The organism is Cnuella takakiae (genome assembly GCF_001953305.1).
In the GTDB taxonomy this organism is placed as follows: Bacteria; Bacteroidota; Bacteroidia; order Chitinophagales; family Chitinophagaceae; genus Flavisolibacter; species Flavisolibacter takakiae.
Genome location: NZ_MTFE01000010.1, coordinates 3,544,142 through 3,568,538, shown reverse-complemented (window position 1 = coordinate 3,568,538; position 24,397 = coordinate 3,544,142). Strand labels below are relative to the sequence as shown.

Here is a 24,397-nt window from a genome sequence, read left to right as displayed (position 1 = left end):
TTGCTTAGTGCCTTCGTGGTTCCATTCTTAATCTTCAAGCCCACGTATCTTCTTCCGCGCCGGGAATGCCGATGAATACCCTCCCGCCTTCCACTTTTACGGGGTATGTTTTCAGGTCGCCGCAGCTGTCATCGCTCAGGCAACGGCCATCCACAAGCGAAAAGTTTTTCTTGTGAAAGGGGCAGGCCACTTTGGGTTCGCCTTCAATAGAACCGATCATGCCGCGGCTGATGGCCATTTGCATGCGGTGGGGACACATATTTTGCGTAGCATACCATTCGCCCCGGCGGGTAAAATTGAACAGGGCGATCTGGTCGTTTTTATACTTTACACAAACGCCGCCATTCTCGGGTACATCGGTGGTGCTGCAGGCAGCAAACCAGGTGTAGCTTTCGGTAAGTGTTGCACTCATGGGGTGGGTTTTGATTGATGAATATTGCTATGGGTTGACATTATTGATTATTTATTATTGATTATTGGGTGCCCTGCACAATCAGAAAAGACTTCGTGTGCACGGCAGCTCCAATAATTAATAATCAGTAATCAATAATCAATAATCTAAAAACCTACTTCCAGTCGGCGGCCTTCTTCTGGTCGCGCATGGATTCGAATTGTACGGTGGGATCTTTCTCCTCGGGGGCGTTGACAAAGTGCGAGAAGCGCTTGCGGAGTTCGGGACTTTCCACTACGGCTTTCCATTCGCATTCGTAGGCATCTACCAGTTCCTGCATTTCCTGTTCAAACTGTTCTGCCAGGCCGAGGCTGTCATTAACCACCACGTTGCGGAGGTAGTCGATGCCACCTTCCAGCTTGTTGAGCCAGGTGGCTGTACGAGTGAGGGGGTCAGCGGTTTTGATGTACAACATCAGGAAGCGGTCGATATAGCGGATGCAGGTTTCGCTGTCGATATCAGCAGCAAGCAGGAGTGCGTGCTGGGGTTTGGAGCCGCCATTACCGCATACATACAAGTTCCATCCTTTTTCAGTGGCAATGATGCCAAAGTCCTTGGATTGTGCCTCGGCACATTCGCGGATGCAACCCGAAACGGCAGATTTCAACTTGTGGGGTGCCCGCAGGCCGCGGTAGCGTTCTTCAATGCGGATGGCAAAGCTTACGCTGTCGTGGAGGCCAAAGCGGCACCAGGTAGAACCCACGCAGCTTTTTACCGTGCGCAAAGATTTGCCGTAGGCATGGCCGCTTTCAAAACCGGCGGCAATCAGTTCTTCCCAGATAGCGGGGAGGTCGTTGAGGTGGGCGCCGAACATATCGATGCGCTGGCCGCCGGTTATTTTGGTGTAGAGGTTGTATTTCTGTGCTACCTGCCCGATCACAATGAGTTTCTCAGGTGTGATCTCACCGCCGGGAATGCGGGGTACTACGGAGTAGGTGCCGCCTTTCTGGATATTGGCAAGAAAGCGGTCGTTAGAGTCCTGAGCCGTGTCATTTCCTTTTTTCAGGATCACCTCGTTCCACAAAGAAGCCAGGATAGAGGCGACGAGCGGTTTGCATATTTCGCAACCATCGCCTTTGCCCAGGGTGTCGAGCACCTCGTTGTAGGTGGTGAGGTTTTTCACTTTTACCAGGTTCAGTAACTCCTGGCGGCTAAATTCAAAATGTTCGCAGATGACATTGCGTACATACTTGCCCTGGCTCTTCATGGTGTGTACCATCAGGTCCTTGATCATGGGTACGCAGCCGCCGCAGCCGGTACCGGCCTTGGTGCATTTCTTAATGGCATCCACGCTTTCGCAACCGCCGTCTGTTACGGAGCTGCAGATCTGGCCCTTGGTAATGCCTTCGCAACTGCAGATCAGTGCGTCTTCGGGCAGTGCGGCCACACCGGCACCGGCCTCTTCGCTGCCGCCGCGTGCACCGAGTATCAGGTCTTCGGGGTTGGGCGGCAATGCCAGGCCGTTCTTGGCGGTTTGCAGCAACATATTATATGCTTCCGCATCCCCAACCAGGATGCCACCCAGCAGCTTTTTGCCGTCGTTGCTGATGTTGATTCTTTTATAGATACCCTTGCTGGTATCTTCCAGTACAATGGTGCGGGCTTCATTAGGACCAATAAACGGGTCGCCAAAGGAGGCAACATCCACGCCTATGAGTTTGAGCTTGGTGCTCATGTCGAAACCGGTGAAGGATTTGGCGGCACCGGAGAGGTGGGTGGCAACCACATCGGCCATTTCGTAGCCGGGTGCTACCAGCCCGTAGATCATGCCTTCGTGGAGGGCGCATTCGCCAATGGCAAAAATAGAAGGGTCGGAGGTTTGGAGGCTGTTGTTGACAACGATGCCGCCCCTTGGGCCTACTTCCAGTCCGCAGTGGCGGGCCAGCTCGTCGCGGGGTTTGATGCCTGCGGAAATCACCAGCATATCCACTTCCAGGTGGCTGCCATCGGTAAAGTCCATACCGGTGATGGTGTCTTCACCAACAATAGCCGCTGTGTTTTTGGATGTATGTATTTGTATGCCCAGTTCTTCCAGCTTGCCCTGTAGCATGCGGGAGCCTGCTTCATCAATCTGGCGGGGCATCAGGCGGGGGGCAAATTCCACTACATGGGTTGTTCCTAATCCAAGGTCGAGCAAGGCCTTGGCCGCTTCAAGCCCAAGGAGGCCGCCACCAATCACAGCACCCTTCTTTGCCTTGCGGGCATGGGCCTGCATAAGTTCCAGGTCCTCGATGGTGCGGTAAATAAACACGCCTTCTTTCTCTACACCGGGAATGGGCGGTACAAAAGCGGCAGAGCCGGTAGCCAGCACCAGGTAGTCGTACGGGATGGTGTGACCGGCATGGGAAGAAACGGTTTTGGCGGCACGGTCGATACTAAGCACAGGGTCGCTCAGGTGCAGTGCAATGCCATTGTCGGCGTACCAGGATGCCGGAGCCAGGCTCAAGTCATCGGCGGTTTTGCCGTCAAAAAATGCGCTGAGGTGTACCCGGTCATAGGCGGGACGTACCTCTTCACCAAAAACGGTGATGTGCAAGGGAGCAGCAATTGGTTTGGCGAGCAGCTTTTCGCAAAGCTTGTATCCTACCATGCCATTGCCGATGATTACAATTTTCATCTTGAAACTTTTAGGTCAGTAAAAGTGCAATGGCAAGCGATCGTTATATAAAAATAAAATACATATCAGAGTGGTTAAAGTTTTTACGTCATTAAACTTGCTCTTTTATGTGATCTCTGTCATAAAAATAATATTATTTGGTTTAACTTTAAGCATGTTGGTGGAAATAAAATATACATATAGCATAAAATAATTTGAATATGCAGGCAAATTCCCGTTTAACACTGGTTGGGGCCGGTCCTGGCGACCCGGATTTGATTACATTAAAAGCAATTAAAATATTAGGATCGGCCGATGTTATATTATATGATGCACTGGCCAACGAGGCTTTGCTGAAACATGCCCGGCCAGGCACCATCCTGCAATTTGTGGGCAAGCGCTATGGCTGCCATGCGCTTTCGCAAAGCGAGATCAACATCTTGATCATTGAGATGGCTACCCGCCATGGCCATGTGGTGCGCCTAAAGGGAGGAGATCCTTTTGTATTTGGCAGGGCGCAGGAAGAGATCGAAGTAGCAAGGGCGCATGGCATTGCAGTGGATGTGGTGCCCGGTATTTCAAGCGCACTTGCGGTACCCGCTTCGCAGATGCTGCCGCTTACCTGCAGGGGCATCAACGAAAGTTTTTGGGTAACCACCGGTACTACGCAGTCGGGCGAGCTGTCGGCCGATATAGAACTGGCCGCAAAATCATCGGCCACGGTGATCATGCTAATGGCGATGAGCAAACTGGAACGAATAACCGATATTTTCAAAGCCAATGGAAAAGGCGATACACCGGTTGCCATTATTCAAAATGGTACCTGTACCAACGAAAAAATGGTGATCGGTACGGTAAAGGATATTGTTTTTCGTGCGGAACATGCCGGCTTATCCAATCCTGCTATCATCATGATCGGTGAAGTGGTGCGCCTGCATCCCACGCTGGTGGCGGCTGAAGCGCAGCAAGCAATCCTGCAACAGCGCGTTTGATTTTGGGACCCTGTTTCAGATTACCTACTTTGCTGCTCCAAGCAAGAAAGGATGAAAAAACTAAAGCAGGGATGTGATCTACACAGTTGTTTTTTATGCCGTAATGTAATAGAGGCCTGGCGGCCTTTGCTGGAGTTGCGGCGGCAGACCTACAGTGTGGCAAAAGGGGAACAGTTGTTTACCGAAGGCGCGCAAGTGGAAGGTGTATTTTTCCTTGTCAACGGTAAGGTAAAAGTGCACCAGCGCTGGACGGAGGATAAAGAATTGATTCTCCGGTTTGCAGGCCCGGGTGCCATTGTAGGCCACCGCGGACTTGGTGCCGATTTGCACTATCCGGTTTCCGCCACGGCACTTGAACCCTGTACCATTTGTTTTATACCCCTAGATTTTTTCTACGCTACCCTCAAAACCAATCCCGAACTGCTGTTGCTGTTGATGCAGTTCTTTGCCGATGAACTCCGCGAGTCGGAACAGCGTATGCGCAATATGGCAAGGCTTACCGTTAAAAGCAGGGTAGCTGCTGCCTTGCTTTTCCTGGAACAAAAATTTGGTACTACAGCAGACGGGTATTTGAATATTACCATCAGCCGCCAGGACCTGGCCGCTTATGTTGGCGCTACCTACGAAACCGTGTTCCGGATGCTGGCAGAACTTTCTGATGCCGGCCTTATTCAAACCTCGGGTAAGGAGCTTTTACTTTCTGATCATGCAGGTTTACAAACTGCAGCAGGGCAGGAGTAAAGCTTCAAGCCTGAAATTCAATAGAAGTGCCTGAAAACACAAAACGGCCCTAACCTAAAGCGTTGTCCATGGTCCATGGTCCATCGTCCATGGTCCATACCCCCTTCTACATTCATAAAATCCTTCACTCCCCTAAATAAGTGTAGCCCCACTTCCGTGAGGCTACTACTATATTGGTTTACCGTAAAGAAGAAACCTGCTTAATGCATGGCATGTGCGCCATGTTGGTGATGTGCTCTTTCGTTTGAAGGGTGTGTTTTGGTCATTAATGAGGCACCTACTTCCAGGATACCCAGGATGAGGTGCGGCATATACACGTAGTCGGCAAAGCCAAACAACCAGGGGGAAACAGCCAGCAGGGCACCACCGGCAAGATCAAGGCCCAGGTGGGTGCGCATACTCAACTGCCGGCTCATGCCCAGCTCGTAATCGGTAAACAGGCTATACAGGATGGTGCCTGCACCCAGTATCACCGGCACCCATGTTTCGGCGCCGCCTGCTGCAAAGTCAAATAGCCATGGAGCTGCAATCAGCAGTACGCCCATGATGTAGTCCAAATACCCGTGCATCTTCGTTCCTATAATTTTCATATTTCACAAATTTGGTTACAGCACAAGTGCCACAAAGTGTGCCAACCTGTTGTTGTGCACGAGCCCGTTTTTTCTTCTTATTTCCTGCATTTCAGCAGTAAAACCTATCCTTTTTCAGGCTTTCCCCTAATGCAAATAATGGTGAGCAAGTTGTGCACATGATTACATTGTATCAGATTAAAACTTCTAAAAACCAGGTATGGAAAAGTTTTTACAGGATAAGGTCGCTCTTGTAACCGGAGCAGGTTCGGGAATAGGGCGGGCAGTGGCACAGTTGTATGCCCGGCACGGAGCAAAAGTGGTAGTGTCTGACGTAAATGAAAAGGGAGGGAAGGAAACGGTGGCACAAATTGAACAGGAAGGTGGGCTAGCTGTATTTATTCGTTGTGACACAGCAAGTCCCGAGGACAACAAAGCCCTTGTTGAAGCAACACTGGCGCAATTTGGCGCCTTGCATATTGCTTGCAACAATGCCGGCATTGGCGGCCCCCTGGCGCCCTCAGGCGAATACCCCATTGAGGGCTGGCAAAAAGTAATCGACACCAACCTTTCCGGTGTGTTCTATGGTATGCGGTACCAACTGCCGGCCATGCTGCAATCGGGTGGGGTAATTATCAATATGGCTTCAATCCTGGGAGCGGTTGGCACCCGTATGTCGCCGGCATATGTGGCGGCAAAACACGGCGTGGTAGGGCTCACAAAAGCAGCAGCACTGGAGTATGCGCAGCAAGGCATCCGGGTTAATGCGGTGGGGCCGGCTTATATCAAAACACCATTGCTGGAGGTGCTGGATGAAGCCACCACCGAGGTGCTTACTGCCCTGCATCCCATAGGTAGAATGGGCAAGCCGGAAGAAGTAGCAGAACTGGTATTGTGGTTAAGTTCGGACAAGGCATCTTTTGTCACCGGGAGTTACTTTCCTGTCGATGGCGGTTATTTAGCCCAGTAAACTTTTACCTGATTATTTAAAGCAAAAGAGCATTGCTGCCAGCGGTGCCCTTGTGCACAAATTATTGCAATTCATATTGCATATAATTTCTTTTGTTCACATGTAAAAGCCTACCTTAGCCCCGAACCCTTGTTGCCAAACCTTGCCATGAACGAGCTTGACCGTATTGCCGACCTGCAGCACCGCATAGCAATTTTGGAAGATATGCGCGCCTATCAAGAGTTGTATCATTTACTTTTTGACAGGCTTTACCGATTTTCTTTTTCTTTCGTCAAATCCAGGGAAGCTGCAGAAGAAATCGTTTCCGACGTTTTCATCAAGCTCTGGCAAATACGCAGCGACCTGAAAAAGGTGGTTGCCTTAAAAGTGTACCTCTACACCATTACCCGCAATTTTTCCATCAATTATATTACGCGCCACTACAAGCACCAGGTGGTATCCCTCGATGGCATGGAGGATCTTTTTGTTGCTTCCGCATCGCCTGAGGAACTGGCAATATCAGCTGAAATGTACCAAAAGGTACAGGCTGCCATCCGCGATTTGCCCCCGCAGTGCCGGGCCATTTTCCAGCTGGTGCGCGAAGATGGGCTCAAGTATAAGGATGTGGCGGCCATCATGGATGTTTCGGTGCTTACCGTCCGCAACCAGGTAGCTATTGCCACCAAGAAATTAGCAGCAGCCCTGCCTGCCACATTGGGAAAAAGAATTGCCGATTCGGCCCGCTTTTCCCATTCTTAAATTTTTTTAGGTACTCCTTGGTACATTCTCCAACAAACGCTGTCCTTATTCTGATAGCATGAACACCGCTCCTGATCGTTTATGGACCCTTGTGAGCCTGCAGCTTGCCGGCGAGGCATCACAGGAAGAGCTCTCCGAGTTGAATGGCCTGCTGAAGGCCTTCCCGGAAGCAGTGTTCCAGGCTGAAATGATGAAGGAGCTTTGGTTGCAAAAGCCCAAGCCGAATAAGGTTCAGGCTGAAGATGCTTTTAGTAAGCACTTGCAGCGCCTGAGTACGCACCTTTCGGAACCTGTGCTGCAGTATGAGGTGGCCGACCCCGAAGAGTTGGAAACACCCGTACGTAGCCTGCGTACATGGTGGTGGATAGGCGGGGTAGCAGCTTCGCTGATGCTGGCTGTCGGTATGTTTTTCCAACTTCGGCCTGCCCGCAAGGCGCCCCAACAAAACGTAGTAAGTACCCGCCCTGGCTCCAAGTCGAAAGTAGAACTGCCCGATGGCACAGTTGTGTGGCTTAATTCGGGTAGCCGGCTGGTGTATGATGATGCATTTAATACTACCCTGCGGGAAGTAAAACTGATAGGAGAGGCATATTTCGAAGTGGCTAAAGACAAGACCAAACCTTTTATTATACATACCCAAACGGTAGATCTAAAGGTTTTGGGTACTGCTTTCAACCTTAGGGCCTACCCTGATGAAGCTACTACGGAAACGGCCCTGATACATGGTTCGGTGGAAGTGCAGGTGCTGCACAACCCGGATAAGAAAATTGTTCTTAAGCCAAGCGAAAAGCTGGTAGTACAAAATAAACCCGATCTAAAAGAAGCTGCCGGCGGTGCTGCAACCGCATTGCCCCAGCCAATGATTAGTATATCCAAAGTGCATCCGCTGGAACGCGATAGCACCCTTTACGAAACCAGCTGGGTTTCCAACAAGCTTGCATTTGACAATGAAAGCCTGGTGACGATTGCGCAGCGACTGGAGCGTTGGTACGATGTCACTGTTTTTATCACCAACGAAGAACTAAAACAAACTACCTATACGGCAGTATTTGAAGGCGAACAATTAGAGGAGGTCATGAATGCCCTGCAGCTTTCGGGCGGATTTAATTATAGCATCAACCGGAAGGAAGTGCGGATATCGCCCTGATTCCGGCAACAAGAATTAGCAAGAACTTAAAGATTGTCAACTGGTCTTTGCCTGCGCTATGGTGCGGGTAGTGACTGCTTTTTTAATAAAAATTGCCTGCATATGAAACAAGCGCCTGCCACCTGACCCAAAATGAAAGCGGAGCATGCTGCAACATGCCCCGCCCATTCTGTTCCGACAAAACAAACCCGTTACGGGATATTTCATCATCACTTATCAATTGTAAAGTATGAAATTATTTGGTACTGGCTACCCGCGAGGGAGGGCCAGCGTATGCATCAAATACTTATTGATGACAAAATTTGTATTGCTCTTATTGTTTGCCTGTACCCTGCAGTCCTTTGCCAAGGGCTATGGACAGGGTACCATCAGCCTCAATTTAGAGCGGGTGGAATTGAAGCAGGCCTTCAAAGCCATAGAAGCACAGGGCTTTTACCGTTTTGTGTATAAAGACCAGGTGCTGCCCCGCAATCAGAAAGTTAGCATCACTGTTCAGGAAGCATCCCTTACTGAAGTGCTGGATAATATCCTGCGCAATACGCCACTTACATACCGCCAGCTGAACGACAAGTTGGTGGTTATTTCAACTGGTGGTGTTGAAGCTGAAGTTCCTGAAGCCATCACCATCACAGGCCGCATTACCGATGAAAATGGTAAGGCCCTGTCGGGGGTGAGCGTACAGGAAAAAGGTACCAATAATGGTACAACCACCAATGACGATGGCCGCTATACCCTCGCCGTTACCAGCGCCAACTCTGTGCTGGTAGTTTCTTTTGTTGGTTTTGAAAACAGGGAGGTTGCCGTAGGCAACCAAACCCAGGTCAATGTGGCCCTGCGCTCTGCCAACAACCAGATGAACGAAGTAGTAGTGGTAGGTTATGGTTCGGTACAAAAACGAGAGTTGACCAGCGCTGTTACTACCATCCGCAGCAAAGACTTTTTGCAGGGTGCGGTAAACAGTCCTTTGCAGTTGATCGAAGGTAAAGTAGCCGGTGTGGTAATTTCCAACCCTGCTGCTGCCGATCCCAACCGTGCTACCGACGTACAGGTGCGTGGTGCCGCTTCCATTTCTGCAGGTAACGGTCCGCTGATTGTTATTGACGGTATGCCTGGTGGCGACCTGCGCAACGTGGCGCAACAGGACATTGAATCTATCACTGTTTTGAAAGACGCATCTGCTGCAGCCATTTATGGCTCCCGTGGTGCCAACGGCGTTATCCTGGTGCAAACCAAGAAAGGCCGTGCCGGTAAGGTTTCCATCACCTACGACAGCTTCATTGAGCACGATCGTATTGCCAACAAGCCTGATATGCTTTCGGCAGAGGAGTTTGTCTCGCGTGGCCGCGACGCCGACCGTGGCGCCCGCACCAACTGGTACGATGCGCTGATCCGCGAGAACAACTTTGGTCAGAATCATTTTGTTACCCTTTCGGGTGGTAACGAGAGTACCATCTTCCGCATCTCGGGCAACTACCGGAATAAGACCGCTATTGATATTGCGTCTTCCCGCAGGGAGTATGGATTTCGCGCCAACTTTATGCAAAAGGCCCTGAATGGTTTGCTGGAGTTTTCGGGCAACCTGTCACAGCGTACGGCTAATGAAGAATACACCAACTATGGTGCATTCCAACAAGCGGTTAAGCTCAACCCGACTATTCCCATCATGGATCCTACCAACCCTTCACGTTGGAATACCTTGCAGGGTTTTGATACCTACAACCCTGTACAGGATTTAAATACCAGGGAAAATGGCGCCGACCGCAACTATTCTATTGCCGACTTCAACATTCGCCTGAACTTAAGAAAGAACCTGTACAGCGAGCTGAAACTTGCCCGCCAGGGTCAGGAAATGCTGCGTAGGGAATATTATAATGTTTTGTCTGCAGAATCCATCAACAGCAACCGCCGGGGCAGGGCAAGACTGGCGAGTGAAAAATGGACAGATTATACCCTGGAGTGGACAGGTAATTATAATACCAAGATCAATCGCCATGATTTCCGTGTGATGGGTGGCTACTCGTACCAGGAATTCAATAACCAGGGCTTCAGTGCCGAGAACATGAATTTCCCTTCCGATGCATTTGGGTGGAACAACCTGGATGCAGGTAGCTGGAACCTGGAAGCCGGTCGCCTGGGTATGGATAGCTGGCGGAACAAGGAAAAGACCATTGCGTTCCTGGGTCGTTTTAATTACAATTTCGACGACACCTATTTCCTGCAAGGTTCCCTGCGTTATGAAGGCAACACAAAGTTTGGTGCCAACAACAAGTGGGGTATGTTCCCTGCCTTGTCGGCTGCCTGGCGTGTTTCCAACCTGGATGCCATCAAAAGTGTTGATGCCATCGACGACCTGAAACTCCGCGTGTCCTATGGTGTTACCGGCCGCTCCGGTTTCCCCCGCTACACATCCTTGGCCCGTTATACCGGTTATGGCCGCTACCTTAACGATGCGGGTCAGTGGATACAGGTGTATGGTCCTGCCAACAACTTCAACCCCGATCTGCGTTGGGAAAAAGCCATTGCCTACAACTTTGGTATTGATTTCTCCCTGTTCCGGAGCAAGCTGACAGGTAGCATTGACCTGTTCAACCGAATCAGCAGCGACCTGATCTCTGAATACCTTCCTGTTGGTCCTTACCTGCATGAGCGCATGGTAGTAAACGTTGGTAAAACTACATCGCGTGGTGTGGAGCTCCAGTTGAACTGGGATGCCGTGAAGACCCGCGATTTTACTTACAGCACCAATATCACTACCTCTTATATTAAAGCAAAGCTGGATAGCTGGTCCAATGATCGTTTCCGCAGCAACTATACGGAACTGAACTGGCTGCCTTCACCCGGCAACCCTGGTCCTGCATACCGTATGGAAGACGGTGTGGAACTGGGTAGCTTCTACGGTTACCGTTATGCAGGGGTTAACAACGAAGGCAAGATCCTGATCTGGAAGAATGGCGAGGTGGGTAAAGAAGCGATCGTGGCTTCTACTGAAGGCAACTTCGACCGCGACCGTGCTTATATTGGTCATGGTGCACCACACTTCGAACTGGCCTGGGGCAACTCCGTTGGCTACAAGCGCTTCGACCTTTCGCTGTATTTCCGCGGCCGCTTCGATTACCAGATCCTGAACCTGTACCAGATGTATTATGGTTTGCAGGCCGAGCCCAACGTGAACCTGCTGAAGGATGCCTACACCCGCAATGGTGATATCACTTCTGGTAAGGTGATCATGGACTATTTCCTGGAACCAGGCGATTACTTCAAACTCGATAACCTTACCCTAGGCTGGTCGCCCAAGGTGCAGGCCAAGTGGCTGAACAACCTGCGTTTTTATGGAACCATGCGCAATGTGTTTACCATCACCAAGTACTCTGGTCTTGATCCTACTACGGTAGGGGTAACTGGCCTGACTCCCGGTTATGGCGACCTGAATGTGTATCCCATTACCCGTAATTTCTCGTTTGGCGCACAGGTGACTTTTTAATGATTGATTACAGGAAAACCAAAGGCACATCGCATGGTGCATAAGAGCGTGCTGATGGAAAGTGCAAACCTACCTGCATGTGCCTTGATGGTTTTCACCTTGAAAAAAGCAAAACAAATGATCAAGATAAAACCTTTGTATGCTGCAGTGCTGGCTGCTATCATGGCCAGTTCCTGCACCAGGCTGGAGGAGGAAGCATTTGATATCCTTCCGTCCGGCAATTATTTCCAGGATAAAAATTCCATACAGGCTGCAGTGTTGCGTCCTTACGAACATGCGCATTGGAATGGATGGGATGGCGACCGTTGGTTGTTGCAGGAACTCACTGCCGACCAGTTTGTGTGGACACAAAAAGGAAAACATGGCTATGATGGTGGCGACTGGGTGCGCCTCCATGGCCATACCTGGACCCAGGAAGATGGGCATATAAACGGCGGATGGGTAGGACCTTACCAGGGTATTGCACAGTGTAATGTGTTTTTACAAGACCTGGGTGGTCTGGATTACGTGCGCTTTGGTCTAACAGAAGCGGACAAGAAGCAGCACCTGGCAGAACTCCGCACCCTGCGTGCCTGGTTTTACCTGTTCCTGATCGATTTTTTCAGGCAGGTACCTATTATAGAAAATCCCCAGGAGACTAAGGCGCAAGCCACACCCCAGGAGGTATTTACCTATATAGAAAAAGAGCTGAAAGAATCACTTCCTGATTTGCCCAACAATGCCAAGGTAGGCAGGTGGGGACAGGCCGGTGCAGCCTCGCTGCTGGTGCGCCTCTACCTGAATGCTGAGAAGTGGTCAGGAACCCCTAAATACACCGAATGTGCTGCCATTGCCCAGGAAATTGTAGATGGCAAATACGGCTCATTCAGTATTGATGCTGATTACCGCGGGCCTTTCCGTTCGGGTATCAACAACTATCGTTCGCCGGAGAATATTTTCGAGTTCCCGCATGCCCGGAACATCTATGAGTTTGGCTGGATCTACAATGCCATGATGCACTACCAGGCTCGTTACTCCCTGGACAATGACTGGGGTGGCTGGAATGGTATCCACCTGACGCCAAGCCGCGACCTGGAAGGCAACCTGCTTCCATACCAATTGGGTAAGCCTTACGAGAAATATGCTGCCGATGACAAGCGCAAGCAGCCTTTCCGCACTACATCCCGTACGGGTGAGTATGAAGGGTTCTTCCTGATTGGCCAGCAGTATATGTTCAATGCCAGCGCTGGATTTGGTTTTGACAGTACCAAGGTGGTAAACGGCACTGAAGAGTACAATGGCCGCCCCTTGCGCTTTGTGGACCAGGTAGGTCGTTTTTCCGAGAAGCCTAATGGCCGCTGGAGTGAAGGCTCGCACGTAACAACGGGTGAAGAAAACTCCGGTGTGCGCCTGCTGAAGTTCCCCTGGCTTTCTATGAGCAATAACCTCTTCCAGTTCAACTCGGCTCCTGAAATCAGACTGGCAGAGATCTATTATGCGCTGGCTGAATGTAAGTACCGTGCAGGTGATAAGGCCACTGCCGCCCAATTGTTGGATGCCGTACGCAAACGCAACTTCCCTGCAGATAAATGGGCTGCGAACAGCTACGTAGACAATCCTTCCCTACTTACCGACCAGGAGTTTGTGGATGAACTGGGCCGGGAGTTCCTGGGTGAGCGTCATCGTCGTACCGACCTGGTTCGCTGGAACAAGTTCAATGCAGAATGGTGGGACAAGCCGGTGGATGCCAAAGACCGCTCGGTTTTCCCGATTCCTTCCCGCCAGCTTAATGCCAACAATTTGCTGAAGCCAAATGGCTTTGAATAAAGAAGCTAGTTTTCAATTACAATCAGTTGACGATCCGGGGCGCCTTTTCAGGCGCCCTTCATTTTTGCGTTAAGGCTATATAGGTGTGAAGTAAAACCGCTGACTACCGGGGCGATGTATCCTTGCAGACCTGAGCATGGTTTAAACCTTATAATCTAGTATATAAAGGGTACCAACCTAATATTTAAAAGATAACAAATAGAAGATAATTGCCGACAGGGTAGAAGCAATCCTTTTTCCTTGCAAATAAAAATCCCGGCATGATGTGCCGGGATTTTCTTGGGAAGAATCGAATCACCTTAATAGGCTTTTTCCTCTCCTCTGATAATATTATAGAATGTAAGAAAGATGATCTTTAAATCCAGTATCAGGCTCCAGTTTTCCATGTACCATATGTCGTACTCCACCCGGTTTCTGATGTGAACGGGTTCGGTAATTTCTCCGCGGTAACCATTCACCTGGGCCCAGCCCGTAATTCCTGGTTTCAGGAAATGACGCACCATATACTGGTCAACTATCTTGGAGTAATCGTTGGTATGCTGCAGCATGTGGGGGCGGGGACCAACAATACTCATATCGCCAACAAATACATTAAAGAACTGGGGAAATTCATCCAGGCTGCTACGGCGCAGGAAACGGCCGATCCGCGTAACCCGGGAGTCGTTCTTGGTAGCCTGTTTGGAATCCGAATCCTTGTTCACCCGCATGCTTCTGAACTTGAGGCAACGAAACATCTTCCCATTCTTCCCTGTTCGGAGCTGGGAGAAAAAGATCGGGCCTCTTGATTCCAGCAGAATCAATATGGAAATCAGGGGCAGAAGCCAGGATAAGATGAACACAATAGCGGTAAGGCTTACTGCGATGTCCAGGATCCTTTTCTTGATTCGGTTGTTCAACTGGTCCAACGATTCTCCCCGCATGGTCAGAATAGGGATATCATTATAATAGGACACGTGGAACCTGCCTTTTACAAACATGGAAAGGTCCGGAACGATCTTAAACCGGATGCATTCATTTTCCGCCTCCCGCATCAGGTTATACAGGAGCGGTTCCTGTTCTGGAGTGATGGTGGAGTAAATGCGGTCTACATTATTTTGTTTGGAAAGCTCGATGGTTGAACTGATATCGCCAATGATAGGGTAGTGGGATAGCTCGTTTACCCTTTCCGGGTTTTCTGTAAAACCCAAAATTTCAGCATTGATGCTATCCTGTTCCAGGTACTGTATCAGCTTTTTGGAAGTATCGTTGTAGCCAATGATCAGGATCTGTCCTTCCTGGTTGAACCATTTGCCCTGTGTCTTTTTCATGATCAGGTAGGCAAAGCGGTTGATCACCAGTCCTACTGCAAACAGGGTGATGGTGGATCCAATGAATAGCCTGGAAAGGTGTGTTTCCCGGAAAAACAGCAGGTAAGTGTTGAGTGTGGCAAACCATACCAGGTAGGTAAAAGCCGTGTTGCGCAAGGTATACTCGAAGGAGAGCAGGGTTGTTTTCCGGTAAATTTTAGTAACCGATCCCAGCAACACCCATGCAATATTTAATGCAAAGAAGAATTCCAGGTAATCGGAATTGTACTCATTTGGGATGTTCTGGTCAAAAAACAGCCAACTCAGTGAGTACGCAATATTTAAGGTAACGATATCGACCGTTGCCAGTACCGTTCTGATAATCGTGAGTGAATGTTTGTTCATAATAGCCGTGAATTAGAAGCACATGTGGTCTTCCAAAGTTGGAATGGCTACTTTCTTAGGTAATGGATAAGGTGGAAAATAAAAGCCGGAAGAGGCTTTCTTAGCGGAAGTATTGGAGCAAAGGTCTTCGGGTAGGATAATGAATGGACAAATTGCGAACGTAAACCTAAGGAATTAGTTTCAATTAAAGGATATAAAATATGTTTCAGTTGAATATACAACATACTGATGAGCTAGGCCTACTCTGAAATGATATCCAGGCCCAAGCTTTTCATTTTTCAAAAACATCCGATTGAAATTTTTTTGCAATTTTTAAAAATTTTTGTTGGCATTTAACCATCAAAAAAACAGTAGCAACCCATTTAAATAAATAGTATGCCCAACCTTACATAATATGAATAATATTGATATGAAACAGTTGGTTTAACTAAAACTTTCCGTTTTTAAATGTTTTTTAAACACTTATATATTACATCAAAAATAAGTTGATAAAATATGCAGCGGAAGGTATTTTGGTGCTGTTAAGGAAATTGTGAAAAAGTATTAAGCCCATCAATAACAGGTTTGATAAAAATTTAATATACAAGTGGCTGTATCTAATTGAGTAAAGAATTTCACATTTTTTTGGTATAGTTATTGCTCAGTGCCACACATTCCGATAACCGTGCAATTACCGCCTAAGGGCTTTTTCCAAAACTGCTTTTGTTGAAGATGAATTTGTGTTGATAGCCGATGGTATGTCCTGTTCGGAAGAGATTTCTGTATCCTGTACTTATACCTTGTTCACAGTCGCCAAAAACCAAAGTATGAAACCTTTGTACCAGCCAACGAATCGTCAGACAACGTTTTTTTCTTTTAGTTTAATCTTGCTACTGTTTTCTTTAATAAGTTCTACCGCCAAGGCTACAACTTATTATTTCTCAGAAAACGGAAGTGACCAAAACAGTTTTAGCGAGGCCACCAACCCGGCTACTCCCTGGAGAAGTATTAACAAGCTTAATGCCGTTTTTTCCAACCTCAGGCCTGGTGATTCTGTTTTATTTAAAAGGGGGGATACTTTTTATGGTACCATCAATGTTGACCGTTCCGGAACCTTTTCCGATCCAATCGTAATTGGCGCCTATGGTACCGGCGAGAAACCTGTAATTGCAGGTTATACCCTAATCAAAAACTGGAAATCTGTAGGCCGCGGAAACTATGCTTTTGAAGACGGTGACCTTCCTAACCGCGTAAGAATGCTCACCATCAATAGTAAACCCTACGAGATGGGCCGTTTTCCCAATATTGATGAAGAGGAAAAAGGTTACCTGAAAAATGATGACGCCACTGATAAATATTTAATGGACAATGAGCTTCCCAATGATATTAACTGGAAAGGAGCCGAGATGGTTGTGCGTACACACCGTTGGGTGCTGGACTGGGTAAAGATCAGAGCTCAATCTGGCAACTATTTGTACTTCGGGGGTGATCTTACCTATACTCCCAGACCAAAGTTTGGTTACTTTATCCAAAATGATGTGCGGACCCATGATCGGTTTGGTGAGTGGGCCTATGACGAAGATGAAAAAAGAGTAACCGTATATTTCGGAAACAGCGATCCCGACCGCTATGTTGTAAAGGCAAATACATTGAAAAATCTGGTGTATTTGTTCAATCATGATTACATCACTTTCGATAACCTTGTTTTTGAGGGTGCAAATGAAACTGCAGTTTATGTGTATTCTTCGGATGGAACCACGATCAAGAACTGCGAAATAAAGAATACAGGTGTAAATGGTATGTACGTGGTGCACGCATCCCGTTTGAAGATCAATAACTGCCTGGTTGAGAATACCAACAATACCGGTATCATCCTTTTCGATAATATTTATAATGCCCTGGTTACCGAAAACCGCATCACCAAGTCTGGTGTTTGGCAGGGTATGGGTCAGAACGGTCCCAACAACGGTATTGGTCTTCGATTCAGGGGTGAAAACAACCTCGTTGAATACAATGTAATCGACAGCAGTGGTTATTGCGGCATCAGGTTTGATGGCGACAATAACACCATCAGCCGTAACCTCATTCAGTACTTTGGCTTTATAAAGGACGATGCCGGTGGTATCTATTCAGATAACCACACCGGTAATCACTACAAAGGCCGGAAAATTTTGAACAACATCATCCTGGATGGCATTGGTGCAAGGGAAGGTTCAAACAGTATGCGGGTTCAGCAAGTTTCGGGTGTTTATTTAGACAACAACACTACCGGCGTAGACATCATTGGTAACACTGTTGCCCGTTGCGGAAAGCTTGGTATTTATGTGCATAATGCGCTTGACGTAAAGGTGCATGATAACCTGGTGTTTGATAACACAACACAGGTTGAACTTAACCATGATGACGTACATATGCGCAAGGTGCGGAATGTTGATATGAAGAATAATATTTTCTTCTCCAAAGTGCCCGGCCAAATGGTTGCCCATTTCTTTTCTAAACACAAAGACATCGGTGAATTTGGAACCATCAACAATAATTATTACCTCCGTCCATTGAATGATGAAGACATCATTAAGGTGACCACAGGGATCTATACCCCTAGTGCTGTTTCCAACACAATGAACCTTGAAAAATGGAAGCCATTGTTCGATCATGATCGTGATTCTAAGAAGTCAAAACGATCTTTCGATTCTACCAGCGATCCTGATCAATTATTCAAACTTGTTTATAACACTTCCAAATCGACTGCTAAGTTTTCGCTGCCCGGTACTTACGAAGATGCAAAAGGCAACAAGTACGTGGGCCGGATTACACTGGAACCATTTGAAGGTGCAGCCCTTATTAAAATAGGCGATGATACCGGTACTAAAGAGCTGACCGTAAAACTGACCAGTCCTACCCAGGGTAAACGTTATGAAGACCAGGCGTCGGTAGAAGTAAGTGCTTATGCACTTGCTGAAGAAGGAAACATAGAACGTGTTGAATTCTACGTAAATGGTAAGCTTCATAATGTAGAGAAAAACGCTCCCTATAAGTGGACCTGGGATGAAGTGCCTGATGGTACGCACAAGATTTATGCAAAAGTTTTTGATGATGCAGGCAACGAGGCAACTTCTGAAGAAGTAAGCTTCACTATGGATATTAAATCTGTAGTGCAGGTTAATATCACCAGCCCTAAACAGGGTGAAGAGGACACCAAGGTTAATTACGTTTTGCTGAGTGCTGATGCAAGTGTAACAAAAGGAAAAGTGGACCGGGTAGAGTTTTATATCAATGGCAACTTGATTGATGTAGAAAGAGAAGCGCCATACAAGTACACCTGGAAACAAGTACCTAATGGTTCTTACAAGTTGGTTGCAAAGGCCTATAACAATAAAGGTGATGCTGCAGAATCAGACCCGGTTAACTTTACCGTAACCCACTTGAATACTGCTCCCCAGGTGCATGTTACTTATCCTGCTCAATCATCTACATTCGAAGCTCCCGCATCTCCACGGATCAGTGCAAGTGCCATTGATGAAGATGGAGAAGTTGCCCGCGTGGAATTCTATCTCAATGGCCGTTTGATCGACATCGAATATGCGGCTCCCTATGGCACACGTAAGTTCAACCTGGATCCTGGAACCTATCGGGTACAATTGAAGGCTTATGATAATAGCGGAGAACTTACAGAGTCGGAAGTCATTACTTTCTATGTTAAGGAAGAAGACCGCGGCAGGAGTGCCATTACGCAAACTAATACCGGATCTTTTATGCTCGATGAAAGCCTGAATGCAACTGGCGCCAACGAACATTCCATTGCAGATGGAAAGGGTGCAACAGTTTATCCCAATCCTGCAAACAGCGAATTGAACTTCAATGTAAATGCACCTCAAATAAAAGGCAAAACCCAAATCAGGATTACCAATGCAGCCGGTAGCCTGGTGCGTCTGGTGAATACCAATGTTCAGAGTTCAAGCATCCGCCTCGATGTGTCAGGACTCACACCTGGCAATTATATCATAACCGCTCAAAGTGGAATGTACCAGGTGAGTTCTAAGTTTCAGAAGCAATAGTGTACTGAAATAGCTAGTTAATAATAAATGTTAGTACCTAATAAAAGACCTGGTTGGTTTATCGAACTTAGCCAGGTCTTTTATAACATTAAGTAGTGTTTGTTAGTTTTTATATGCAGGTTTAGTTACGCTAACTACCCTTTTCGTTAGCACTGATCCTACACGTTTTATCCAATAGCCCTCACCATATTTCTCGGTGTTGAAGTGTTCTGTTGTTTTCTTATAAACATGGAACTTTAAGTAAGCCTGTTTATCCCTTTCACCCTTTCCCATATTTATTCCATTTTCCAGTTGCCATTCTTCATTATTGTGATTAATGGATTATGTGTGTTTGTTATTAATGGCTTTGCAACATTCAAGCAAGCCATATGACCATGGTGCATGCCTAAATGTGTCATTAAATAGTTGCATTGGTTCTTGTTTCAAGTGCGCAATATTTCACCAGTCTAAAAAATCAAATATGACCAGTAGGAAATCACTTATAGGTAATAGTAAGAATTACCTATCTGTTGGAAAAACAAACCAACAATCAGTGCTATCGAACAGATTTTATTTTTCTTTACTATGTAATCCTTAGGTTATACTAAGGCCATCAAAAATCCATCCCATGAGATCAGTGCTTTTGGTTGTGTTTGCAGTAATTTTTGTTCAATCGGTACATGCTGCAGACTATTATTTTTCTAATGCTGGTAATGATGCCCGAACCGCATCAGAGGCCAGGAACCCTGCAACACCATGGAAATCTATCATCAAGCTCAATTCAATCATGGCTTCATTAAAGCCAGGAGACAGAGTATTGTTTAAACGTGGGGATATCTTCTATGGTAAAATCAGGGTTACAACATCTGGCACTTCAAGTGCACCCATAACTTATAGTGCATATGGTTCTGGAGCCAACCCAATAATCAGCGGATTTGTAAACCTTACCAATTGGGTAAATAAAGGCAATGGTATTTATGAAGTAGTAAACAGCAAGTTTCCTTCGTGTATCAACATGGTTACCATGAACGGGTTGCCTAAAGCATTAGGCCGCTGGCCCAATGCAGATGCACCACTTAAAGGGTACATGATTGCGGAGGCTGCAGCATCCGGCACCATCACCGACAATGAATTGCCTTCCAGTCCCAATTGGACCGGAGCCGAACTGATTGTTCGTACATCCCATTGGACCCTGGACCGTTTTAAAGTAAATACCCACGTTGGTACTAAATTGACCTTTACCCAACTTTCTGGTACCTACAAGCCTTTGGCCAAGTATGGATATTTTATTCAAAATCACTTGCGTACCCTCGACAAGTTAGGAGAGTGGGCATACGACAATGCTACCAAGAAACTTTCGATGTTCTTTGGGAGCAATTCACCTGCTAATTATGACATCCAGGCAAGTATGGAAGAAGAACCAATTGATGTTTATGATGCCGATAATGTTGTATTCGACAATTTGCAAATGGAAGGGGGAAATGAAAATGGAATTCGTATCTATTCTTCAAACAATGCAGTAGTTCAAAATTGCGAAGTCCGTAATTCTGGAATTGATGGTATTGCAGCAAGTATTACGGATAATCTGAAGGTGTTAAACAACAGTATAAGGACTTCGCACAATATTGGTATTTTCTTGATAGGAGTGACTAATAATTCTCTTATCAGAAATAATGAAATCGTTGCTTCCGGGCTTTTGGCTGGTATGGGGCCAAGCAGTTCGAATACAAGTAACGGTATGCGCGTGAATGGTACAAGAAACACTGTTGAGTACAATGTTGTTGATAGCTCAGGCTACTGCGGTATCCAGTTTACCGGCGATTACACAGCAATAAAAAATAACCTGATCCGAAATTTTGCACTCACTAAGGATGACGCTGGCGGCATTTACATGACTGCAAAAAGTGGCTCTACAGAGGTGGGCAGGAAAATCTGGAACAATATAATTGAAGATGGTATTGGTGCCAAAGAAGGAACGAATCTGAGTTCAACACAGCAAGTGTCGGGTATCTATTTGGATAACCATGTGTCAGGCGTTGATGTTCGGGGTAATTCAGTAACAAGATGCGGAAAAGTTGGTATTTATATTCATAACAATACAAACATCACCATTGAAAATAATACCTGCTTTGACAACAAAGCACAAATGATGCTGAACCATGATGATTCCAATATGCCCCAACTGCGGAATATTAAAATGAAAAACAACATTTTTGTTTCAAAAGATCCGAAACAAACCGTTGCTTTCTTTTATACTAAGGTAAATGACATATCCTCTTTCGGTTCCATCGACAGTAATTACTATTCACGTCCTTTAGATGAGAACGTTACGATTCAGGGGATTACTTACCTGTATACTTCCTCCCAGAACTCAAAAAACTATTCTTTTGACCAATGGCGGGGATTGTACGGCCATGATAGAAATTCGAAGAAGTCGGTTAAGACTTACGCAAGTACAGTAAACAAGGATGAAGTATTCCGTTACCTTGTAAATGCAACTACGAGTTCAAAAACCTTTTCTTTGTCTGGTACTTATGTAGATGCACGTAACAGGCAGTATTCAGGTTCGGTTAGCCTGGAGCCGTATACTTCTATGGTGCTTATGTTAGTTAGTTCATCTTCTACATCCACAACAAGTTCTACTACTACGAACCTGGCCCCAGTGGTTAAACTAACAAGCCCTGTAAGTTCTTCAACCTATAGTGCTCCGGGATCAATAAAAGTTACAGCCAGTGCTACTGATAATGATGGCTCGATTGTCAAGGTTGATTTTTATGCTGGAACCAAACTGATCCGTACCGAGAAAGTTGCACCTTATACCTTCACCTGGAGCAATGTAGTGGCAGGAACTTACAGCATCACTGCGAAAGCTTATGACAATAAAGGAAAAGTGGCTACTTCAAGCGCAGTTACAGTAACTGTAAAGTCCGGCACTTCTTCTATAGTGGGTAATAACAATATTGAGGCTATGTTGCCCGAAAATGAAGTGGTGGACCAAGCTCAAATTACTTTGTATCCCAATCCTGCTTCCTCTAACATCAATGTGCGTTTGCAAGGCAATATCAAAAGTGGGAAGGCATTCGTTACCATCAGTGATGCAAGTGGCCGTATGGTACTGAAGCAGGCTATAGTAGCAGCAAATGGGACTATCGTGCCGCTCAGTATCTATAATCTTCCTGTTGGTATGTATATATGCAACGTAATAGGAGAGGGCTTCCAATACAGCAGCAAGTTTATCAAACAGTAACTTGTATCATTTTCAATTAAGCTAAGCTAACCATACCACTTTGCCCCTATAAAAGGGTGAAGGAAAAACAAAGAAGGCCGGTAAATCCGGCCTTCTTTAATATTACAGGTTTCTGTGAGGTTATGGGTCTGATTAGCTTACAGCTGATACCGCTTCAGGCTTTTTCACTTTCTGGCTAATCCAGGAATAAGTGCGGGTAAGACCTTCAATCAGCGGCTCGGAAGGTGCCCAGTTCAACTTTTCCCTGATAAGTTTATTATCAGAGTTGCGGCCACGAACTCCAGTTGGTCCATCAATATTCTTGATGCTTACGTCTTTACCAGCAATACCGATAACCATTTGTGCCAGTTGGTTGATGCTTACCATTTCTTCAGAGCCAATATTAACAGGGCCCATAAAATCAGATTCCATCAACCTGCGTACTGCTTCCAGGCATTCATCGATATAAAGGAAAGAGCGGGTTTGTTTACCGTCGCCCCATACTTCGATGGTACCACCCTGCTCTACCTCTGCTATCTTACGGCACATAGCTGCAGGTGCTTTCTCTTTACCGCCAGTGTAGGTGCCATAAGGACCAAAGATGTTGTGAAAACGTGCAACACGCACATTCAAACCATAATTGCGGTTGTATGCCAAATACAATCTTTCGCTGAACAGTTTTTCCCAGCCATATTCGCTATCTGGAGCTGCAGGGTAAGCAGATTCTTCAGAGCATTTTGGGTTATTAGGATCTTCCTGGTTGTAAGCAGGGTACATGCAGGCAGAAGAAGAATAAAACAGCTTCTTCACGCCAACTTTTACAGCCTGGTTTGCAACATTCAAATTGATGGTTGCGGAATTGTGCATCACGTTTGCATCGTTGTCACCCGTGAAAATATAACCCGCTCCACCCATGTCGGCTGCAAGTTGGTATACTTCATCGAAAGACTGGTCCAATACCATGGCAACAACTACCGGATTGGTAAGGTCACCAATTACAAAATCATCTGCAGATGTTTTGCGGTATTCATTTTCTTTCAGATCTACACCTCTAACCCAGTAGCCTTCCGATTTCAGGCGTTCTACAAGGTGGCCACCTATGAAGCCACCAGCTCCGCATACTAAAGCTTTCTTCATGCTTGTATTGTTTTATTATTTTTTGACGTTGGAGAATTGATTAAGCTCTTTATGTTGTAGTAAAAGAACAAAGGGATGATTTGCGCATAACGGCCAGCTAATCTCTTTGGTTCCTTTAAGGTTCTGTATAGCCACCCGAGACCTGCATGCAGCATCCAGTTAGGTGCATATTTCACACGGCCTGTATGAAAGTCGAATGCAGCGCCGACACAAAGGATAAACTGCACTTTTGTATACTGTTTTAACCGCGCTGCAAACATTTCCTGTTTGGGGGTGCTCAGCCCGATCCAAACTAAATTGGCGCCGCTTTCATCAATGGCTTTACCCAGGGCTACCATTTCTTCATGGCTCATCTGCCGGAAAGGCGGGCAAAACGTACCTGTAACATTAGGGTTGTGGTAAGTGCTGTTGCATACAGCTTTTAATTCGTCTGCCACCCCTTCTTTGCCGCCACAGAAAAAATGCTTGATCTGTGGATCTGCGGCTGTATTGCGGATCACCAGTTCAAAGAAGTTGGGTCCTGGAATTTGCTGCATCTGCAACCTGCCTTTTAATTTTCCTACCCAAACGCCAGGCTTTCCATCCGGCATGTTCCAATGAAAGCTATCGAGCAGCTTCTTAAATTTTGGGTCCTGGTTGGCCGTTACCAGGCCATGCGCACCTGTGAAGCTTACCAGTTTGTTAAGGGGTTCTGCTCCCGACAAGGTGATGGACCTGAGTTGTTGAAAGGCCTCATTCATCCCTTGGTCAAATAGTTTTACATGTAAAACTTTGACCATTTCCTGTTCTTTATTGTTTGTCACAGTTCTTGCTTTTAAGGTACATTATTTACTTTAATA

General features: G+C 46.7%; 15 protein-coding genes. 9 read left to right on the top strand and 6 right to left on the bottom strand.

Annotation, left to right across the window (positions count from 1 at the left end; all coding sequences use genetic code 11):
- Positions 1-34 precede the first annotated feature (34 nt).
- Together nirD and nirB are read right to left on the bottom strand one after the other, a co-directional pair.
- Positions 35-412 (bottom strand): nitrite reductase small subunit NirD, encoded by a 378-nt coding sequence (gene nirD, locus BUE76_RS15535; RefSeq protein WP_073041477.1) that lies wholly within the window; start codon positions 410-412, stop codon positions 35-37.
- A gap of 154 nt (positions 413-566) precedes the next feature.
- Positions 567-3,068, bottom strand: coding sequence for a nitrite reductase large subunit NirB (gene nirB / locus BUE76_RS15530; RefSeq protein ID WP_073041476.1), 2,502 nt, complete (start codon positions 3,066-3,068; stop codon positions 567-569).
- 200 nt (positions 3,069-3,268) lie between these two features.
- On the opposite strand from nirB, the gene cobA reads away from it, so the two are divergent.
- Both cobA and BUE76_RS15520 read left to right on the top strand, forming a co-directional pair.
- Positions 3,269-4,039, top strand: coding sequence for a uroporphyrinogen-III C-methyltransferase (gene cobA, locus BUE76_RS15525; protein ID WP_073041474.1), 771 nt, complete (start codon positions 3,269-3,271; stop codon positions 4,037-4,039).
- Between the two features lie 51 nt (positions 4,040-4,090).
- Positions 4,091-4,780, top strand: coding sequence for a Crp/Fnr family transcriptional regulator (locus BUE76_RS15520; RefSeq protein WP_073041472.1), 690 nt, complete (start codon positions 4,091-4,093; stop codon positions 4,778-4,780).
- 200 nt (positions 4,781-4,980) lie between these two features.
- Here the strand turns inward: BUE76_RS15520 and BUE76_RS15515 are convergent, their stop codons facing one another.
- Positions 4,981-5,370: an SPW repeat domain-containing protein gene (locus BUE76_RS15515; RefSeq protein ID WP_073041470.1), complete on the bottom strand. Its 390-nt coding sequence runs from the start codon at positions 5,368-5,370 to the stop codon at positions 4,981-4,983.
- A 199-nt stretch (positions 5,371-5,569) separates the two neighbouring features.
- Here BUE76_RS15515 and BUE76_RS15510 point away from each other — a divergent pair, with 199 nt between their 5' ends.
- The 5 genes from BUE76_RS15510 (at position 5,570) to BUE76_RS15490 (ending at position 13,491) form a co-directional block, all read left to right on the top strand.
- Positions 5,570-6,319, top strand: a complete 750-nt coding sequence (locus BUE76_RS15510) for an SDR family NAD(P)-dependent oxidoreductase (RefSeq protein WP_073041468.1) — start codon at positions 5,570-5,572, stop codon at positions 6,317-6,319.
- Between the two features lie 147 nt (positions 6,320-6,466).
- Entirely contained in the window at positions 6,467-7,057 is a 591-nt protein-coding gene (locus BUE76_RS15505) for an RNA polymerase sigma-70 factor (protein ID WP_073041466.1), read from the top strand.
- A gap of 58 nt (positions 7,058-7,115) precedes the next feature.
- Positions 7,116-8,204 carry a FecR family protein gene (locus BUE76_RS15500; RefSeq protein ID WP_073041464.1) on the top strand — a complete coding sequence of 363 codons (1,089 nt, stop codon included), beginning with the start codon at positions 7,116-7,118 and terminating at the stop codon, positions 8,202-8,204.
- 292 nt (positions 8,205-8,496) lie between these two features.
- Complete coding sequence (locus BUE76_RS15495) at positions 8,497-11,685, top strand: SusC/RagA family TonB-linked outer membrane protein (RefSeq protein ID WP_158069984.1); 3,189 nt, start codon at positions 8,497-8,499, stop codon at positions 11,683-11,685.
- A gap of 117 nt (positions 11,686-11,802) precedes the next feature.
- Complete coding sequence (locus tag BUE76_RS15490; protein WP_073041596.1) at positions 11,803-13,491, top strand: RagB/SusD family nutrient uptake outer membrane protein; 1,689 nt, start codon at positions 11,803-11,805, stop codon at positions 13,489-13,491.
- Positions 13,492-13,790: 299 nt separating this feature from the next.
- On the opposite strand, the gene BUE76_RS15485 is transcribed toward BUE76_RS15490, so the two are convergent.
- On the bottom strand, positions 13,791-15,182 hold the full coding sequence (locus tag BUE76_RS15485) for an undecaprenyl-phosphate glucose phosphotransferase (protein ID WP_073041463.1): 1,392 nt from the start codon (positions 15,180-15,182) through the stop codon (positions 13,791-13,793).
- Between the two features lie 866 nt (positions 15,183-16,048).
- Here BUE76_RS15485 and BUE76_RS15480 point away from each other — a divergent pair.
- The gene (locus tag BUE76_RS15480) at positions 16,049-19,216 is read left to right on the top strand and encodes an Ig-like domain-containing protein (protein ID WP_158069983.1); all 3,168 of its coding nucleotides are present in this window, start codon (positions 16,049-16,051) and stop codon (positions 19,214-19,216) included.
- Between the two features lie 607 nt (positions 19,217-19,823).
- Positions 19,824-22,442 carry a right-handed parallel beta-helix repeat-containing protein gene (locus BUE76_RS15475; protein ID WP_073041459.1) on the top strand — a complete coding sequence of 873 codons (2,619 nt, stop codon included), beginning with the start codon at positions 19,824-19,826 and terminating at the stop codon, positions 22,440-22,442.
- Positions 22,443-22,574: 132 nt separating this feature from the next.
- On the opposite strand, the gene BUE76_RS15470 is transcribed toward BUE76_RS15475, so the two are convergent.
- Both BUE76_RS15470 and BUE76_RS15465 read right to left on the bottom strand, forming a co-directional pair.
- The gene (locus tag BUE76_RS15470; protein WP_073041457.1) at positions 22,575-23,558 is read right to left on the bottom strand and encodes an NAD-dependent epimerase/dehydratase family protein; all 984 of its coding nucleotides are present in this window, start codon (positions 23,556-23,558) and stop codon (positions 22,575-22,577) included.
- Positions 23,555-24,298: a WecB/TagA/CpsF family glycosyltransferase gene (locus BUE76_RS15465; RefSeq protein ID WP_262485769.1), complete on the bottom strand. Its 744-nt coding sequence runs from the start codon at positions 24,296-24,298 to the stop codon at positions 23,555-23,557. The genes BUE76_RS15470 and BUE76_RS15465 overlap by 4 nt, the downstream gene beginning before the upstream one ends.
- Between the last annotated feature and the right edge of the window lie 99 nt (positions 24,299-24,397).

Excerpts from the sequence above, each read along its gene's own strand:
- nirD (WP_073041477.1), bottom strand. The coding sequence starts at position 412 with ATGAGTGCAACACTTACCGAAAGCTACACCTGGTTTGCTGCCTGCAGC.
- nirB (WP_073041476.1), bottom strand. The coding sequence starts at position 3,068 with ATGAAAATTGTAATCATCGGCAATGGCATGGTAGGATACAAGCTTTGC.
- cobA (WP_073041474.1), top strand. The coding sequence starts at position 3,269 with ATGCAGGCAAATTCCCGTTTAACACTGGTTGGGGCCGGTCCTGGCGAC.
- BUE76_RS15520 (WP_073041472.1), top strand. The coding sequence starts at position 4,091 with ATGAAAAAACTAAAGCAGGGATGTGATCTACACAGTTGTTTTTTATGC.
- BUE76_RS15515 (WP_073041470.1), bottom strand. The coding sequence starts at position 5,370 with ATGAAAATTATAGGAACGAAGATGCACGGGTATTTGGACTACATCATG.
- BUE76_RS15510 (WP_073041468.1), top strand. The coding sequence starts at position 5,570 with ATGGAAAAGTTTTTACAGGATAAGGTCGCTCTTGTAACCGGAGCAGGT.
- BUE76_RS15505 (WP_073041466.1), top strand. The coding sequence starts at position 6,467 with ATGAACGAGCTTGACCGTATTGCCGACCTGCAGCACCGCATAGCAATT.
- BUE76_RS15500 (WP_073041464.1), top strand. The coding sequence starts at position 7,116 with ATGAACACCGCTCCTGATCGTTTATGGACCCTTGTGAGCCTGCAGCTT.
- BUE76_RS15495 (WP_158069984.1), top strand. The coding sequence starts at position 8,497 with ATGACAAAATTTGTATTGCTCTTATTGTTTGCCTGTACCCTGCAGTCC.
- BUE76_RS15490 (WP_073041596.1), top strand. The coding sequence starts at position 11,803 with ATGATCAAGATAAAACCTTTGTATGCTGCAGTGCTGGCTGCTATCATG.
- BUE76_RS15485 (WP_073041463.1), bottom strand. The coding sequence starts at position 15,182 with ATGAACAAACATTCACTCACGATTATCAGAACGGTACTGGCAACGGTC.
- BUE76_RS15475 (WP_073041459.1), top strand. The coding sequence starts at position 19,824 with ATGAGATCAGTGCTTTTGGTTGTGTTTGCAGTAATTTTTGTTCAATCG.
- BUE76_RS15470 (WP_073041457.1), bottom strand. The coding sequence starts at position 23,558 with ATGAAGAAAGCTTTAGTATGCGGAGCTGGTGGCTTCATAGGTGGCCAC.
- BUE76_RS15465 (WP_262485769.1), bottom strand. The coding sequence starts at position 24,298 with ATGAATGAGGCCTTTCAACAACTCAGGTCCATCACCTTGTCGGGAGCA.